The organism is Alsobacter ponti (assembly GCF_024294805.1).
GTDB lineage: Bacteria > Pseudomonadota > Alphaproteobacteria > Rhizobiales > Beijerinckiaceae > Alsobacter > Alsobacter ponti.
This window is the reverse complement of sequence record NZ_JANCLU010000008.1, coordinates 71,638-87,711: the sequence shown is the minus strand read 5'-3', so window position 1 is coordinate 87,711 and position 16,074 is coordinate 71,638. Positions and strand designations below refer to the sequence as shown.

The following is a 16,074-nucleotide window of genomic DNA, read 5'->3' as shown; positions in this document are numbered from 1 at the left end:
GCCGCGCCTGTCGCGGCGGGAAAGACAGGCCATGACCGTCTATGTCGTGCATGCGCCGCGCCAGGCGGCGCGCGGATCGGCCGAAGGGCTGGAGAAGACCGTGCTGGTGAAGGACGGCTTCCACTGGCTCGCCTTCCTGTTCCCGATGCTGTGGCCGCTGCTCCACCGCATGTGGTGGGTGTTCCTCGCCGTCCTCGCGACGGTGCTGGCGCTCGGCGTCGGCGGGCGCGCGCTCGACGCGCCGGGCTGGGCCGTCGGGCTGCTGGAACTGCTGATGGCGGTTCTGATGGGCGTCTTCGCCGCCGATCTTCGCGGCTGGACGCTGTCGCGCCGCGGCTTCTCGGCCGTGGACGTGGTCGGCGGACGCGACCGGGAGGAGGCCGAACGCCGCTTCTTCACGCGCTGGCTGGCCGGCGCCTCGCGCCCGCCCGCGCCCAGGCCGCCCGCCTCCTACCCCGCCGCGCCGCCGCCCGGAGGCGTCACCGGCCTGTTCCCCGAACCCGGACGGGTGCGTTCATGACCGTCGCCATCGTCGACTACGGCTCCGGAAACCTGCACTCGGCCCACAAGGCGTTCGAGCGCGCCGCCCGCGAGGCCGGGCTGGCGACGCCGGTCGTCGTCACCAGCGACCCGCAGGCGATCCTCGCCGCCGAGCGCATCGTGCTGCCGGGCGTCGGCGCCTTCGCGGACTGCCGCGCCGGCCTCGACGCCGTCCCCGGCCTCGCGGCGGCGCTGGAGGAGGCGGTGCGCCGGCGCGGTCGGCCCTTCCTCGGCATCTGCGTGGGCATGCAGCTCCTCGCCGAGCGCGGCCTGGAATACGTGACGAGCCGGGGCCTCGGCTGGATCGCCGGCAACGTGACGCTGATCGAGCCCTCCGACCCGACGCTGAAAATCCCGCACATGGGCTGGAACACGCTGGAGCAGCTGCGCCCGCACGCTCTGCTCGAGGGCGTCCCCACCGGTCCCGACGGGCTGCACGCCTATTTCGTGCACTCCTACCACTTCCAGGTGTCCGATCCCGCGGACCTCGTGGCGCGCACCGACTATGGCGGGCCGATCACCGCCATCGTCGGCCGCGACAACATCGTGGGCACGCAGTTCCATCCCGAGAAGAGCCAGAAGCTGGGCCTGGCCCTGATCACCAATTTCCTGAGGTGGCGCCCGTGATCCTGTTCCCCGCGATCGACCTGAAGGAAGGCCGCTGCGTCCGCCTCGTCCAGGGCGACATGGCGCAGGCTACCGTGTTCAACGACGACCCCGCCGCCCAGGCGGCGGAGTTCGAGGCGCAGGGCTTCGCCTGGCTGCATCTGGTCGACCTCGACGGGGCCTTCGCCGGGCGTCCGGTCAACGGCGACGCCGTGCGCGCCATCCTGTCGCGCGTGTCGCTGCCGGTGCAGCTCGGCGGCGGCATCCGCGACATGCGCACGGTGGAGGGCTGGCTGGGCCTCGGCGTGCGCCGCGTCATCATCGGCACGGCGGCGGTGCGCGACCCCGATTTCGTGCGCGAGGCGGCGCGCCGCTTCCCCGGCCGCATCGCCGTCGGCATCGACGCCCGCGACGGCCGCGTGGCGGTGGAGGGCTGGGCGCGCCTGTCCGAGATGTCGGCCGAGGACCTCGGCCGCCGCTTCGAGGACGCCGGCGTGGCGGCCATCGTCTACACCGACATCGCCCGCGACGGCGTGCTCAAGGGCCTCAACATCGAGGCGACGCTGGGCCTCGCCCGCGCCGTCGGCATCCCGGTTATCGCCTCGGGCGGGCTCGCCAGCATCGACGACGTGCGCCGGCTGCTGGAGCCCGACTGCGCCGTGCTGGAAGGCGCGATCACCGGCCGCGCGCTGTATGACGGGCGGCTCGACCCGCGCGAGGCGCTGGCGCTGATCCGCGCCGTGGAGGACGCCCGTGCTTAAGGTCCGCGTCATCCCCTGCCTCGACGTCAAGGACGGCCGCGTCGTCAAGGGCGTCAACTTCGTCGACCTGCGCGACGCCGGCGATCCGGTGGAGAGCGCCGTCGCCTACGACGCCGCCGGGGCGGACGAGCTGTGCTTCCTCGACATCACCGCCAGCCACGAGCGGCGCGGCACGCTGCTCGACGTCGTCACGCGCACGGCGGAAGCCTGCTTCATGCCGCTCACGGTGGGCGGCGGCGTGCGCACGGTGGAGGACATCCGCGCCCTGCTGCTGGCGGGCGCCGACAAGGTGTCGATCATGACGGCGGCGGTCCACGATCGCCAGTTCGTGCGCCGCGCCGCCGAGAAGTTCGGCGTGCAGTGCATCGTCGTCGCCATCGACGCCAAGCGCGTTTCCGGCCCCGACGAGCCGGACCGCTGGGAGATCTTCACCCATGGCGGCCGCAAGCCGACAGGCATCGACGCCGTCGCCTACGCCGAGGAGGTGTGCGAGCTGGGGGCCGGGGAGCTGCTGCTGACCTCGATGGATCGCGACGGCACCAAGATCGGCTACGACGTCGCCCTGACGCGCGCCATCTCGGACGCAGTGTCGGTGCCGGTCATCGCCTCGGGCGGCGTCGGCACGCTGGACCACCTGGTCGAGGGCGTCCGCGACGGCCACGCCAGCGCCGTGCTGGCGGCGTCGATCTTCCATTTCGGCGAGTACAGCATCCGGCAGGCCAAGCAGCGCTTGGCGGACGCCGGGCTTGCGGTGAGGATGGACTGATGGGCTTCACGCTGAGCGACCTCGACGCGTTTCTCGCCTCCCGCGCCGGCGCGTCGCCGGACGAGAGCTACACCGCGCGGCTGCTGTCGAAGGGCCCGGCCTACAGCGCCAAGAAGCTCGGCGAGGAGGCGGTCGAGGCCGTCATCGCCGCCGTGCAGGGCGACGCGAAGGGGCTGAAGATGGAAAGCGCCGACGTGCTCTATCACCTTTTGGTCGTGCTTCGCGCGCGCGGCGTCCCGTTGCAGGATGTGCTCGACGAGCTGGAGCGTCGGACCGGTCAGTCCGGTTTGCAGGAAAAGGCCTCGCGCCCGAAGGGGTGAGAACGGAGCGACCCCGATGAGGACACGCGCGTGATCGACAAGACGCCGGACGGCCTCTCCCCCTTTCGCGAGTTCACGCGCGACGAATGGGCCGCCCTGCGCGCCGACACGCCGTTGACTCTCAACGCCGGCGATCTGCAGCGCATCCAGTCGCTCAACGACCCCATCTCGCTCGAGGAGGTCGTGGCGATTTACCTTCCGTTGTCGCGGCTCCTGTCGCTCTACGTCGCCGCGACGCAGGGCCTGTTCAAGGCGACGCAGCGCTTCCTCATGGCCGAGGACGGCAAGGTGCCCTACGTCATCGGCATCGCCGGCTCGGTGTCGGCCGGCAAGTCGACCACCGCCCGCGTGCTCACGGCGCTGCTGTCGCGCTGGCCCAACACGCCGAAGGTGCAGCTGGTCACGACGGACGGTTTTCTGCACCCCAACGCCGTTCTGCAGGCCGAGGGCCTGATGGAGCGCAAGGGCTTTCCCGAGAGCTATGACGGATCGGCTCTGATCCGCTTCCTGTCGGCGATCAAGGCCGGCGAGAGCCGGGTCGCCGCGCCGGTCTATTCGCATCTCGTCTACGACGTCGTGCCCGGCGAGACGGTGGTCGTCGACCGGCCCGACATCCTGATCGTCGAGGGGCTCAACGTGCTGCTGCCGAGCCGCCAGCCGCGCGACGGCAAGGCGGTGCCGTTCGTCTCCGACTTCTTCGACTTCTCCGTCTATCTCGACGCCGACGAGGATCAGTTGGAGAAGTGGTACGTCGAGCGTTTTATGCGCCTGCGCGAGACGGCGTTCCGCGACCCGCGCTCCTTCTTCCGCAAATACGCCGACCTGACCGACGAGGAGGCCAAGGAAACGGCGCGCGGCATCTGGCGGCGCATCAACCTCGTCAATCTGCGTGAGAACGTGCTGCCCACCCGCCCCCGCGCCAGCCTGGTGCTGACCAAGGGCGCGAGCCACCGCATCGAGAAGGTGGCGCTGCGCAAGCTGTAGGGCGGGCCGCGCGCGGCCCGCCCCTGGGTTCAGGCCGCGACGCCGAGCTTTTGGCGCGCCAGGGTCAGCGCGGGCTCCTGATCGAGAATCTGGTAGCCCTGGGTGAGAAGCTTGCGGGTGAAGTAGCCGTTGTACAGGAACGCCCAGATCACCTGCACGCAAAGCGCGCCGAGGCCGAAGGTGAAGGAGCCCAGGATCACGCTGATCGCGAAGCCACCGAGGAAGGTAAGGAAATCGGCACGAAACAGGGCCGGGAAGAAGCCGAAGAACAGCGTCGTCCAGGAAAAACCGTAATAGCCTTTCTTGATCACGCCGGAAGCTTGATGCTTTAAATTAATGGTAGTAGCCATCTGCAATCCCAAGTAAAAAAAGACAGTAATAACGGCAAGAAAATCAGATTCTTCGGCGTGGCGCAAACGGTGCGCTCGTGCTCCATTCGGACGCCGCTCCAACCGGAAAACGCGAACGGCCGGCCCGCGAGGGCCGGCCGCGTCGCTTCAGCCGTTGACCGCTGGGCCGGTTCAGCCTGCGCGCTTGGCGGGCAGCCTGGTCATGACCCCTTATTCAGCGGCTTCGCTGCGGGCGAGCAGGCCCCACGAGCGCAGCACGCCGGCGAGCGTCGCGCGGTCGGCCTCGTCGAGCCGCGGCAGGCCGGGCAGGCGCACCGGGCCGCACGGGAAGTCGATCATCTCCATGGCCTCCTTGACGACCGTGACGTTGGCGCCGTTGCCGAAGCGCGTCCGCATCGTCTCGAACTTCGCGATGGTGGCGACGAGGTCGCGCACCCGGTCGAAATAGCCGGACTCGAGCGCCGCGTGAATGGCCAGCGAGCGGGCCGGGTCCACGTTGACGAGACCGGAGGTGAAGCCGCGCGCGCCCACCGCGTAGAACGGCGCCGCCCAGCCCTCGGCGAGGCCGCACACCCACAGCGCCGTGCCGGGGCCGCTGGCGCGGATGCACTCGGAGAGCAGCATCAGGTTGGTGGTGGCGAACTTCACGCCCGCGACGTTGGGATGGTTGGCGACGCCGAGGATGTCGGCGAGGCTCATCGCGTCGGAGCGCACATAGGCCACGAGCGGCAGGTCGACGCCGTCTGCGATGGCCTTGAAATAGGCCGCCTGCGCCTGCGGCGCGGCGAAGGGGTCGAGCGGCTGGTGCGCCATCAGCGCGTCGGCGCCGTTCGCCTTGGCGCGGCGGCCGAGCTCGATGGCCTCCTTGAGCGAGCGGCCGACGCCGGCCGTGAACAGCGACCGCCCGGCATTGGCCTCGACGGCGGTGTCGTGGACCAGGCGCACCTCGTCCGGCGTCAGCGCGTAGAACTCGCCGGTATTGCCGGCCGAGACGATGTTGTGGATGCCGGCGACGGCGATACGGTCGATCACGCGCGCCAGCTGGCGGGGCTCCGGCGAGCCGTCGGCGGCGTAGGGAGTGATGTGCACGCCGGAGATGCCGCCCAGCGCGGCCCTGACCTTCTGGATGCTCATGATGCCTGCTCCTTCCGGCGGTCGAAGGCCGCCTTGACGTGGTGCCGCCCGGATCGGACGACGTGGTCCCGCATGGCCGTCTCGGCGGCGTCCGGATCGCGACGCGCGAGGGCCTCGAAAATCGCGGCGTGCTCGGCGAAGGCGCGGCCGCGCTCCTCGGCGTCGCCCAGGATGATGCTGCGCGCCGTGTGGTCGTAGACGCGCTGGCCCTCGATCAACCGGTGCAGATACCGGCAGCCGGAGGCGTCGTGGATGGCGTCGTGGAACTGCTCGTTGAGCGCGATGAGGCGCGGCACGTCGCCCTCGGCGGTGGCGGCGCGCATCTGCTCCACGGTCGCCTGGATCGCCGCCAGCGCGGCGTCGTCGACGCGCTGGGCGGCGAGGCGGGCGATCATGCCCTCCAGCGCCGCGCGGGCCAGCGCCATCTCCTCCGCCTGACGCGCGTCGAAGGTGACGCGGGTGCCGCGGCGCGGCTCGGTGACCGCCAGCCCTTCGTTCTCCAGCCGCCGCAGGGCTTCCTTGATCGGCGTGGTGCTGACGCCCAGCTCCTCGGCGAGCTGACGCTCGTTCAGCGCCGCGCCGGAGGGAATCTCGCCGCTGACGATGGCCCGGCGCAGCGCCTCGTGGACGTGGTCGCGCAGTCCTCTCAGCAGGGAGGGGTCGACGGGGTCGAGGCGGGCGCGCGCTGCGGTGGACATCGGGGCCTCGGCGATTGGGCGCTCGATTGCGGGGTTGCCCCCGCGGTCGCGAGCTTGATATATCAAATTTCAGCAGAGTCAAACCCGGCGCGCCGGGCAACGGAGAACCGCCCATGGAGATCGTCACGCCCGAAGTCACGCGTCTCATCGACGTCCCGCTCGGAACGGGCGAGGGGCCGTGCTGGGCGGCGGACGAGAAGGCGTTGTATTTCGTCGACATCCCGGCGGCGACGCTGTTCCGGCTCGACCCCGCCACCGGCGATTTGCGCCGGTTTCCCATGCCCAGCGCCATCGGCAGCTTCGGCCTCGCGCCCGGCGGCCGCGCGGTGGTGGCGCTGCGGGACGGCGTCTACATGTACGACTTCGCCACGGGGGCCCTGACCCTGCTGGCGCGGCCCGAGCCGGATCGGCCCGGCAACCGGCTGAACGACGGCAAGGTCGCGCCGGACGGCCGCTTCTGGGTCGGCAGCATGGACGACCGGCCGGAGAAGGAGACCGTGGCGGCGCTCCATTGCGTCGACCCTGACGGGACGTGCCGGCGCATGGAGGACGGGCTGATCGTCTCCAACGGCCTCGCCTTCTCCCCGGACGGCCGCACCCTGTTCCACTCCGACAGCCGCCAGCGCTTCATCCGCGCCTACGACTACGACCTCGCGACGGGCGCGATCTCCAACCGCCGTCATGTGCGCACGATGGAGGAGGACGAGGGACGCCCGGACGGGGCGGCGTGCGACGCGGAGGGCTATTACTGGTCGGCCGGAGTGTCGGCGGGCTGCCTCAACCGCATCGCGCCCGACGGGACGCTGGTTCGCAAGGTGATGCTGCCGGTCGCTTCCCCCACCATGCCCTGCTTCGGCGGGCCGGATCTGAAGACGCTTTACGTCACCTCGCTCACCACCGACCGGCTCGGCCACAGGCAGGAGGGCACCCTGATCTCGTTCCCGGTCGACGTGCCCGGCGCGCCGGTGGCGCGCTTCGGCGAGCCGATCCTGAAGGGGTGAGGTCGCGGGCGGGTCCGCGGGCCTGACGCTGTTCTGCTTCGGCCCGCGGCGAGGTTCCGGAAACAGCAAAAACGGAGCCGCCCCGCACGCCCGGCCCCAACGGCGTTCCGCCGTCGCGGTTCCCGGCGCTCAGCGGAAGAACAGCAGCGTGGTGAGGATGAAGGTCGGGATCAGCACCGCGCCCGACCACGCCATGTAGCCGATGAAACTCGGCATCTTCACCCCGCCGTCGCGCGCGATGGCGTAGACCATGAAGTTCGGCGCGTTGCCGATATAGGTATTGGCGCCCATGAACACCGCGCCGCAGGAGATCGCCGCGAGCGTCAACGCGCCCTCGCGCATCAGGACCTGCGCGTCTCCGCCGGCCAGCTGGAAGAAGACGAGATAGGTCGGCGCGTTGTCGAGCACGGAGGACAGGCCGCCCGTCAGCCAGAAATAGGCGGCGTTGTTGGCCGAGCCGTCCGGGTTCGACACCAGCGCCACCAGCGGCGCGAACGCTCCGTCGCGGCCGGCGCGCAGCATGGCCAGCACCGGGATCATCACCGTGAAGATCGCGGCGAACAGCCGCGCCACTTCCTGGATCGGCCCCCAGGAGAAGCCGTTGGCCGCCCGGTATTCGGGCTTGGTGATGCGCAGCGAGACGAGCGTGACGACGACGAAGATGGCGTCGCGCACGAGATCCTGCAGTTCCAGCTCCGCGCCCAGCACGGTGAAGCGCACGCCCGGCTTCCACGCGGCGCTGAGCAGGATGGCGGCGATGATGACGCCGATCAGGGCGAGGTTACCGAGGCCGCGCACGCGCACGCGCTTGTCCGGCGTGGGGTCCGGCAGCGCCTTCTCGTGGCGGTAGACCCAGCTGTCGATGACGAAGAAGGTCGCCAGCACGACGGCGCAGGCGAACAGGGTCTCGGCCGCCAGGTGGCGCGTCGTCCAGAAGAAGTCGACGCCCTTGAGGAAGCCGAGGAACAGAGGCGGATCGCCCAACGGCGTCAGCGCGCCGCCGAGGTTCGACACCAGGAAGATGAAGAACACGAAGACATGCGTGTTGTGCCGCCGGTCGTCGTTGGCGCGCAGCATCGGGCGGATCATCACCATCGACGCGCCGGTGGTGCCGATCAGGCTGGCGAACAGCGCGCCGATGGCGAGCAGCGCCGTGTTCATCGCCGGCGATCCGTGAATGTTACCGGCGATGAGGATGCCGCCGGCCGTGGTGAACAGCGCCAGCAGCAGCAGGATGAATGGCATGTACTCGGTGAGCGCGGTGTGCGCCACCGCCTCCACTGTCGCCTCCGGCCCGGCGACGAGCGCCAGCGGCGCGACGATGGCCACGCCCCAGAATGCGGCGATCTTGCCCTGGTGGTGCTCCCAGGCGTGCGGGAAGGCCAGCGGACCCAGCGCGATGCACAGGAGGATGCCGATGAACGGCAGCGCCCAGGCGAAGCCGAGGCTCGCCCCGTCCACGCCGGTCGCCGCGAAGGCCGGCCCGCCGGCCGCCAGCGCCGCCAAGGTCGTCGCAACCCGCGCCGCGGCGCGCCTCGCCATCGTCATGTCCCCTCCCGAGCTTCCGTCTTGGTTAGCTAATCCAAGTCGCGGAGGCAACGCGGCCAGGCTCCGGCGCGGCGGCCTCTTGCGCGCCCGCGCCCACGCCACCACACTGCCCGCCGACCGACGCGGAGACGTTCATGACACCCGAAGAGAAGCTGGCCCAGCTCGGGCTGACCCTGCCGCCGCCGCCCTCGCCGATGGCGAACTACGTGCCGATCCGCCGCGATGGCGCGACGGTCTACCTCGCCGGGCAAGGGCCGCGCCTGCCGGACGGCTCGATGCGCACCGGCAAGGTCGGCGCGGACGTCGACGTGCGCCGCGCCTACGACGACGCCCGGCTGGTCGGGCTGCAATTGCTGGCGCTGATGAAGGAGGCCGCCGGCGGCGATCTCTCCAAAGTCGAGGTGCTGAAACTGCTCGGCATGGTCAACGCCACGCCGGAGTTCGACCGCCACCCTGAGGTGATCAACGGCTGTTCCGACCTGCTGGTCGAGGTGCTCGGCGACGCCGGCCGCCACGCCCGGTCGGCGGTGGGCATGGGCTCGCTGCCGCGCAACATCACGGTCGAGGTCGAGGCCATCATTCGCATCCGCGACTGACGGCGTGATATAAGGCGCTCGCGAGCGAGCGGGGGTGGCGCATGGGCTTCTGGATTCTTCTCGGCGTCCTGGCTCTGATCGGCCTGTGGCTGGTCATGGTCTACAACGGCCTGGTCGGCCTGCGGCAGCGCGTCGGGCAGGCCTTCGCGGACATCGACGTCCAGCTCAAGCAGCGGCACGACCTCATTCCCAACCTCGTCGAGACGGTGAAGGGCTACGCCGCCCACGAGCGCGGCACGCTCGAGGCCGTCATCCAGGCGCGCAACGCGGCGCTCGGGGCCAGCGGACCGGCGCAGCAGGCGGCGGCCGAGGGCGCGCTGAGCGGCGCGCTCGGCCGGCTGCTCGCGCTGGCCGAGGCCTATCCCGACCTCAAGGCCAACACCAATTTCCAGCAGCTCCAGACCGACCTGTCGGACATCGAGAACAAGCTGGCGGCGGCGCGGCGCTTCTTCAACAATTCGGTGAGCGAGTACAACGCGGCGCTGGAGTCGTTTCCGGCGGTGTTCTTCGCGCGGTCGATCGGCTTCACGCCGCGCGAGTTCTTCGACGTCGGCGAGGCCGACCGCAAGGCCCTCGACCAGGCGCCGAGCGTCAAGTTCTAGCCCCGGGGAGGGCGGGCCATGTTCCCCGCCTTCGGCCTCTACACGCATATCCGCGCCAACAGGATCCGCTCCGTCGCGCTGTTCGTCGGCCTCGTCCTGCTGGTCTACGTGATGACCTACGCGGGCGCGCTGTTCGCCGAGTCGCTCGGCAGCCCGGCGCCGCTGGACGTGCTGCTCTGGCGCGCCTTCGGCGACTTCCTCGCCGCCGCGCCGCTGGCGACCATCGGCGTCGGGGTCTGGATCGCCATCGCCTACGCCTTTCACCAGAAGATGATCGACGCCGTCACCGGCGCGGCGGCGGTGACGCGCGCGCAGGAGCCGCGCCTCTACAACCTCCTGGAGAATCTGTGCATCTCGCGCGGGCTCCCGATGCCGCGCCTGGAGATCGCCGAGACGCCGGTGCTCAACGCCTTCGCCACCGGATTGAACGAGCGGCAATACGCCATCACCCTGACGCGCGGGCTCATCGAGGCGCTGGACGACGCCGAGATCGAGGCGGTGCTGGGCCACGAGCTGACCCATATCCGCAACGGCGACGTCGCCACGATGGTGATCGCCGTCGTCATCGCCGGCATCCTGTCCTTCGCCGGCGAGCTGTTCTTCCGCGTCATCATGCGCATGCGCTTCGAGGGACCCATCCGGAGCGGGGACGGCGAGTCGGGAGACCGGCGGCGCGGCAAGGGCGGCGCGGCCGCCGGCGTCCTGATCGCCGCCGCGCTGATCGCGCTCGCCTGGGCGCTGTCGCAGCTCATCCGCTTCGCGCTGTCGCGCTCGCGCGAATTTCTCGCCGACGCCGGCTCCGTCGAGCTGACCAAGAATCCCGACGCGATGATTTCCGCGCTCATGAAGATCTCGGGCAAGGGCGAGCTGCCGGGCGTGCCGTCGGGCGTCATGGAGATGTGCCTCGACAACCCCCGCTCGGGCTTCGCCGACCTGTTCGCGACCCACCCCTCGATCGAGGATCGCGTCGCCGCGCTCGTAAAGTACGCCGGCGGCCGCCCGCCGCCTCCCGCGCCGGCGAGCCTGCCCGAGCCGCCGCCGGCGGCAGGACCATGGGGTCCCCACCCCGGCGCGGGCGATCCCGACCCATCCGGCCCGTGATCCGGGAATCACTGCAAGCTTCTGCGAGGATTCGGGTTTTCGAAGTGGTCGCGGAATCACCACCCGCCGGCGTCAGGCGGACGCCAGTCCCGCCCTGGCGAGCGCCTTGCGCTGGCGCGCCTCGACCTTGGCCAGCGAGAAGTCCTCGATCGCGGCGGCGAACAGGCGGTGGAAGTTCATCTCGGCGCGCAGGTGCAGGAACACGCCGCCGAGCCCGATGGCGGCGCGGTCCATGAACACGAACTCGCGCGGCACCCTCACCGGGCCCTTCTGCTTGAGCGCCTGGTGAACCGTGTAGGCCTCGCGCCGTCCGTACTGGCCGGGGCGGACCCCGTCGGCGATGGTGCGCACGCGGTCGTCGAGCAGCGGCCCGTAGATGAAGCGGGCCCAGATGTTCAGGACCTCGATGACGTCTTTCTTCAGGCCGCGGAAGCCCCAGGTCTCGTAGGCGTGGACGATGCGCGCCTCGTCGCCTTCCATCAGCCCGCGATAGAGGTCGACGACGCCGCCGACGAAGCTCGGCGGGAATATCCGGATGCAGCCATAGTCGAGGAGGTTGATGCCTCGCGGCTCGCCGCCGTCCGAGAACACGGTGTAGTTGCCGAGATGCGGGTCGCCGTGGATCACGCCGTAATGGCTGAAGGGCAGCCACCACGCCGTGAACATCGCCTGCGCGATGCGGTTGCGCTCTTCCAGCGAATGCGAGCGGAAGTCCAGCAGCTTCTCGCCTTGCAGCCAGTCCATGGTCAGCAGGCGGGCGGTCGACAGCTCCTTCCACACGCCCGGAACCCGCACCATCGGCTCCTTGACGAGCATGTCGCCGTAGAGCGCGGCGTGGGCCGCCTCGCGGCGATAGTCGAGCTCTTCGCGCACGCGCTCGCCGATTTCCTTGGCGATCTCGCGCGTGTCGATGGCCGGGTCCATGCGCCGGTGCAGGGCGAACAGCAGGTCGAGTTGCTTGAGGTCCGCCTCGACGGCCGACTGCATGTCCGGATATTGCAGCTTGCAGGCAAGCAGGCTGCCGTCCTTGGCGGTGGCGCGGTGGACCTGGCCGAGCGAGGCGGCGGCGCAGGAACGCAGCTCGAAGCTGCCGAAGCGGTCCTGCCAGTCGGGGCCGAGCTCGGCGATCATGCGCCGCTTCACGAAGGCCGGCCCCATCGGCGGGGCCTCGCTCTGCAGGCGCGACAGCTCCTCCGCGTATTCCGGCGGCAGCACGTCGGGGATGGTCGCCATCAGCTGGGCGACCTTCATGATGGGGCCCTTGAGCCCGCCCAGCGCCTGCGTCAGCGCGGCGGCGTTGGAGCGGTCCGCGCCTTCCCGGCCCAGCAGCCTCGCTCCCGCAATGCGGGCTGCCACGCCACCCATGTTGGCGCCCACCTTCGCATAGCGCGACATGCGGGCGGCGAGGCGGTTTCGTTCGTCGTCGTTCTCGGCCATGGCCGGGATATGGGGCGCGCGGGGCGCGGCGTCGATAGGCTCAGTCCATCGCCTCCAGCTCGCCGATCATCCGCTCGATGAGCGACAGGCCGATCTGCCAGAAGGCCGGATCGCGCGCGTCGAGCCCGAACGGCGCCAGCAGCTCGGTGTGGTGACGGGTGCCGCCCGCCGCCAGCATGGCGAGGTAGCGCTCGGCGAACCCGTCCGACGCCTTCTCGTAGACGCCGTAGAGCGAGTTCACGAGGCAGTCGCCGAAGGCGTAGGCGTAGACGTAGAACGGCGAGTGGACGAAATGCGGGATGTAGGCCCAGAAGGTCTCGTAACCCGGCCCCAGCCGGATCGCCGGTCCCAGGCTCTCCTCCTGCACCTTCAGCCAGAGCGCGCCCAGCTGCTCGGCCGTCAGCTCGCCGGAGGCGCGCGTGGTGTGGACCTCGCGCTCGAAGCTGTAGAAGGCGATCTGCCGGACCACGGTGTTGATCATGTCCTCGACCTTGGCGGCCAGCATGGCGCGGCGCTGGGTCGGGTCGCGCGCCTTGTCGAGCAGGGCGCGGAAGGTCAGCATTTCGCCGAACACCGAGGCGGTCTCGGCCATGGTCAGCGGCGTCGGGGCCATCAGCGCGCCGTTCGGCGCGGCCAGCACCTGGTGGACGCCGTGGCCCAGCTCGTGCGCCAGCGTCATCACGTCGCGTGGGCGGCCCTGGTAGTTGAGCAGCACGTAGGGGTGCGCGGAGGGCACCGTCGGGTGGGCGAACGCGCCCGGCGCCTTGCCGGGACGGACCGGCGCGTCGATCCAGCGTCCGTCGAAGAAGCGGCCGGCGATCTCCGCCATGGCCGGAGAGAAGCCGCGATAGGCGTCGAGCACCGTGCCGCGCGCCTCGTCCCAGCCGATGATCGGCTGCTCGACCTTGGGCAGCGGCGCGTTGCGGTCCCAGTGGTTGAGGGCGTCGACCCCGAACCACCGGGCCTTCAGCCTGTAGTAGCGGTGCGACAGGCGGGGATAGGCCTCGCGCACCGCGCCGACGAGCGCGTCCACCACTTCGCGCTCGACGCGGTTGGACAAATGCCGGCTGTCGGCGACGTCCTGGAAGCCGCGCCAGCGGTCGGCGATGTCCTTGTCCTTGGCCAGCGTGTTGGTGATCAGCGTAAAGATGCGAAGGTTCGCGCCCAGCGTGGCGGCCAGCGCCTCCGCCGCCGTGCGGCGCACCTCGCCGTCGGCGTCCTGGAGCTTGTTGAGCGTGGGTTCGAGCGTCAGCTCCTCGCCATTCACGTTGAACTTGAGCGCCGAGATCGTCTCGTCGAACAGCCGGTTCCACGCCGCCCGTCCGGTCACCGACTTCTCGTGGAACAGCTGCTCGATCTTGTCGTCGAGCTGGTAGGGCTTCTCCTTGCGGATGTCCTCCAGCCAAGGTCGGAAATGGGCCAGCGGCGGGCGCGAAGCCGCCGCGTCGAGGGCGGCGTCGTCGATCCGGTTCAGTTCGAGCTGGAAGAACAGGAGGTCAGAGGACGCGGCCGTCAGCCTCTCCTGGGCGTCGCCGTAGAACTTGGCGCGCTTGGGGTCCGTGGTGTCGCCGGCGTAGACGAGTCCCGCATAGGAGATGATGCGGCCGAGCCTGTCCTCGATGGCCTCGTAGCGGCGCACCGCCTCGTGCAGCGTTTCCTCGGGCCTGGGCCCTTTCAGCAGCCCTTCGAGCTTGCCGCGATAGGCTTCGGCGAAGGCCTTGCACTCGGCCTCGCCGGCGGCGAGGTCCGCCGCGAACTCCGGCGAGTCCATGCCCGGGTAGAGGTCGTCGAGGTTCCATTCCGGCAGCGAGCCGAGCGCTTCGGCGGGCTTTCCGGCCTGGGAAGCCGGGGCGCTGTGGGCGGGGCTGATTCGCTGCATCGGGTCTCCGGGGGCTGCGCGGCAGGGACGGCACCCCTTCATATCGGCGAGACGGCCCCCCGGATCAATGGCCGCGCGGCCACACCGGCGTCCCGTCGGGGGGCGTCCCGTTTCGCTCCAGCCGTTAAAGCCGCGTTTACCCTGATCGGTCAGGATCGCCCCGAAACGGGACAGCGCCGTCGGGCGGGCTGTCGTGGCGGGCTTTCGCGCGGGGAGACATGAGCAGCACCATCCTGATCGTCGACGACGACCCGATTCAGCGCCGACTGCTGGAGAACACCGTCCAGCGGCTGGGCTATCAGGCGGTTCTCGCCGAAGGCGGCGAGGCGGCGATGCAGGCGCTCACCGGCCCTACCGGCGGCCGGATCGACCTCGTGATCCTCGACCTCGTGATGCCGGACCTCGACGGCATGGGCGTGCTCGGCCGCCTTCGTGCCCTCGGCCGCATGCCGCCCGTCGTGGTGCAGACCGCGCACGGCTCCATCGAAACCGTGATCTCGGCCATGCGCGCCGGCGCGTCGGACTTCGTGGTGAAGCCGGTCGGCGTCGAGCGCCTCGCCATCTCCATCAAGAACGCGCTCAAGGCCGGCGCGCTTGAGGAGGAGATCCGCCTGTTCAAGCGGCACGCGACGGGCACGCTCGGCTTCGCCGACCTCGCCAGCCGCAGTCCCGAGATGACTCGCGCCATCAGGCTCGCCGAGCGCGCCTGCAAGTCGCACATCCCGGTGCTGATCGAGGGCGAATCGGGCGTCGGCAAGGAGTTGCTGGCGCGCGCCATCCAGGGCTCGTCCGATCGTCGCGGCAAGGCGTTCGTCACGGTGAACTGCGCCGCCATCCCGGAGAACCTCGTCGAATCCGTGCTGTTCGGCCACGAGAAGGGGGCCTTCACCGGGGCCACCGAACGGCACGTCGGCAAGTTCGTCGAGGCGCACGGCGGCACGCTGTTCCTGGACGAGATCGGCGAGCTTCCGCCCGAAGCGCAGGCCAAGCTGCTGCGCGCCATCCAGGAGGGCGAGGTCGATCCCGTCGGCGGCCGCCGGCCGGTGCGGGTCGACATCAGGCTCATCTCCGCGACCAACCAGAACCTGATCGAACTGGTGAAGCAGGGCCGCTTCCGCGAGGACCTGTTCTACCGGCTCAACGTGTTCCCGATCACACTGCCGCCGCTGCGCGCGCGGCGCGAGGACATTCCCGAGCTGGCGCGGCGGTTCACCGCCCGCTTCGCGGCCGAAGAGGGCAAGCGCGTGCGCGGCGTCAGCGCCGAGCTCAGCGCCCTGCTCACCGCCTATGATTGGCCGGGCAATATCCGCCAGCTCGAGAACGCCGTGTTCCGCGCTGTCGTGATGTGCGACGGCGACGAGCTGACCGTGGCGGAGTTCCCGCAGATCGCCTCCCGCGTCGAGGGCTTCGAGGTGCGCGTGCCGGCGCTGCCGGCCGCCCGCGCGCCGGAGCCGCCGCGCTACATGGCTGCGCCGCGCGAGATGGAGCTGCGCGACCCTTCCAGCCTGCGGCTTCTCGGCGAGGACGGCCACGTTCGCTCGCTCGCCGCGCTGGAGGAGGAGGCCATCCGCTTCGCCCTGCAGCACTACCGCTCGCACATGACGGAGATGGCGCGCCGGCTCGGCATCGGCCGCTCGACCCTCTACCGCAAGATGAAGGATTTGGGGCTCGCGGAGGCGGAGAACGCTGCCTGAGCGCGTCCTTTCGGACACACGCGAAGAACTTTTCGCTGGCGCGTCTGAACATGAGAA

17 protein-coding genes are annotated in these 16,074 nt (G+C 70.3%); 11 read left to right on the top strand and 6 right to left on the bottom strand.

The genetic code is table 11. The features are described 5' to 3' along the window. Positions 1 to 31 precede the first annotated feature (31 nt). From NK718_RS10115 to coaA, 6 genes are read left to right on the top strand one after another with little or no spacing between them, the layout of a single operon-like run. On the top strand, positions 32 to 520 hold the full coding sequence (locus tag NK718_RS10115; RefSeq protein ID WP_254741301.1) for a DUF2628 domain-containing protein: 489 nt from the start codon (positions 32 to 34) through the stop codon (positions 518 to 520). Beyond that, complete coding sequence (hisH, locus tag NK718_RS10110) at positions 517 to 1,167, top strand: imidazole glycerol phosphate synthase subunit HisH (protein WP_254741298.1); 651 nt, start codon at positions 517 to 519, stop codon at positions 1,165 to 1,167. Before NK718_RS10115 ends, hisH begins: the two co-directional genes overlap by 4 nt. Continuing rightward, a complete protein-coding gene (hisA, locus tag NK718_RS10105; RefSeq protein WP_254741295.1) occupies positions 1,155 to 1,907 on the top strand; it encodes a 1-(5-phosphoribosyl)-5-[(5-phosphoribosylamino)methylideneamino]imidazole-4-carboxamide isomerase in 753 nt (250 codons plus the stop codon). Before hisH ends, hisA begins: the two co-directional genes overlap by 13 nt. Further along, positions 1,900 to 2,673 (top strand): imidazole glycerol phosphate synthase subunit HisF, encoded by a 774-nt coding sequence (gene hisF / locus NK718_RS10100; RefSeq protein ID WP_254741292.1) that lies wholly within the window; start codon positions 1,900 to 1,902, stop codon positions 2,671 to 2,673. Before hisA ends, hisF begins: the two co-directional genes overlap by 8 nt. After that, positions 2,673 to 2,993, top strand: coding sequence for a phosphoribosyl-ATP diphosphatase (locus NK718_RS10095; protein WP_371877258.1), 321 nt, complete (start codon positions 2,673 to 2,675; stop codon positions 2,991 to 2,993). The genes hisF and NK718_RS10095 overlap by 1 nt, the downstream gene beginning before the upstream one ends. A gap of 30 nt (positions 2,994 to 3,023) precedes the next feature. Then, complete coding sequence (coaA, locus tag NK718_RS10090; RefSeq protein WP_254741289.1) at positions 3,024 to 3,977, top strand: type I pantothenate kinase; 954 nt, start codon at positions 3,024 to 3,026, stop codon at positions 3,975 to 3,977. Positions 3,978 to 4,006: 29 nt separating this feature from the next. Here coaA and NK718_RS10085 read toward each other — a convergent pair whose 3' ends face one another. The 3 genes from NK718_RS10085 to NK718_RS10075 all read right to left on the bottom strand — a co-directional run bounded on the left by NK718_RS10085 (position 4,007) and on the right by NK718_RS10075 (position 6,159). Continuing rightward, complete coding sequence (locus NK718_RS10085; RefSeq protein WP_254741286.1) at positions 4,007 to 4,393, bottom strand: hypothetical protein; 387 nt, start codon at positions 4,391 to 4,393, stop codon at positions 4,007 to 4,009. A 144-nt stretch (positions 4,394 to 4,537) separates the two neighbouring features. Further along, the gene (locus NK718_RS10080; protein WP_254741283.1) at positions 4,538 to 5,461 is read right to left on the bottom strand and encodes a dihydrodipicolinate synthase family protein; all 924 of its coding nucleotides are present in this window, start codon (positions 5,459 to 5,461) and stop codon (positions 4,538 to 4,540) included. After that, a complete protein-coding gene (locus NK718_RS10075; RefSeq protein WP_254741280.1) occupies positions 5,458 to 6,159 on the bottom strand; it encodes a GntR family transcriptional regulator in 702 nt (233 codons plus the stop codon). Before NK718_RS10075 ends, NK718_RS10080 begins: the two co-directional genes overlap by 4 nt. 113 nt (positions 6,160 to 6,272) lie before the next feature. Here NK718_RS10075 and NK718_RS10070 point away from each other — a divergent pair, with 113 nt between their 5' ends. Further along, positions 6,273 to 7,160, top strand: a complete 888-nt coding sequence (locus NK718_RS10070) for an SMP-30/gluconolactonase/LRE family protein (RefSeq protein ID WP_254741277.1) — start codon at positions 6,273 to 6,275, stop codon at positions 7,158 to 7,160. 129 nt (positions 7,161 to 7,289) lie between these two features. Here the strand turns inward: NK718_RS10070 and NK718_RS10065 are convergent, their stop codons facing one another. After that, positions 7,290 to 8,708, bottom strand: coding sequence for a sodium:proton antiporter (locus tag NK718_RS10065; RefSeq protein ID WP_254741274.1), 1,419 nt, complete (start codon positions 8,706 to 8,708; stop codon positions 7,290 to 7,292). A 134-nt stretch (positions 8,709 to 8,842) separates the two neighbouring features. On the opposite strand from NK718_RS10065, the gene NK718_RS10060 reads away from it, so the two are divergent. From NK718_RS10060 to NK718_RS10050, 3 genes are read left to right on the top strand one after another with little or no spacing between them, the layout of a single operon-like run. Beyond that, positions 8,843 to 9,304, top strand: a complete 462-nt coding sequence (locus tag NK718_RS10060) for a RidA family protein (protein ID WP_254741271.1) — start codon at positions 8,843 to 8,845, stop codon at positions 9,302 to 9,304. A 41-nt stretch (positions 9,305 to 9,345) separates the two neighbouring features. Next, positions 9,346 to 9,906, top strand: coding sequence for a LemA family protein (locus NK718_RS10055; protein ID WP_254741268.1), 561 nt, complete (start codon positions 9,346 to 9,348; stop codon positions 9,904 to 9,906). A gap of 18 nt (positions 9,907 to 9,924) precedes the next feature. Further along, positions 9,925 to 11,007 (top strand): M48 family metallopeptidase, encoded by a 1,083-nt coding sequence (locus NK718_RS10050; RefSeq protein ID WP_254741265.1) that lies wholly within the window; start codon positions 9,925 to 9,927, stop codon positions 11,005 to 11,007. A 72-nt stretch (positions 11,008 to 11,079) separates the two neighbouring features. Here the strand turns inward: NK718_RS10050 and NK718_RS10045 are convergent, their stop codons facing one another. Next, positions 11,080 to 12,444 carry an ABC1 kinase family protein gene (locus tag NK718_RS10045; protein ID WP_254741262.1) on the bottom strand — a complete coding sequence of 455 codons (1,365 nt, stop codon included), beginning with the start codon at positions 12,442 to 12,444 and terminating at the stop codon, positions 11,080 to 11,082. Between the two features lie 40 nt (positions 12,445 to 12,484). Next, a complete protein-coding gene (locus tag NK718_RS10040) occupies positions 12,485 to 14,323 on the bottom strand; it encodes a M3 family oligoendopeptidase (RefSeq protein ID WP_254741259.1) in 1,839 nt (612 codons plus the stop codon). Between the two features lie 218 nt (positions 14,324 to 14,541). On the opposite strand from NK718_RS10040, the gene NK718_RS10035 reads away from it, so the two are divergent. After that, positions 14,542 to 16,017 carry a sigma-54-dependent transcriptional regulator gene (locus NK718_RS10035; RefSeq protein ID WP_254741256.1) on the top strand — a complete coding sequence of 492 codons (1,476 nt, stop codon included), beginning with the start codon at positions 14,542 to 14,544 and terminating at the stop codon, positions 16,015 to 16,017. Positions 16,018 to 16,074: the final 57 nt, after the last annotated feature.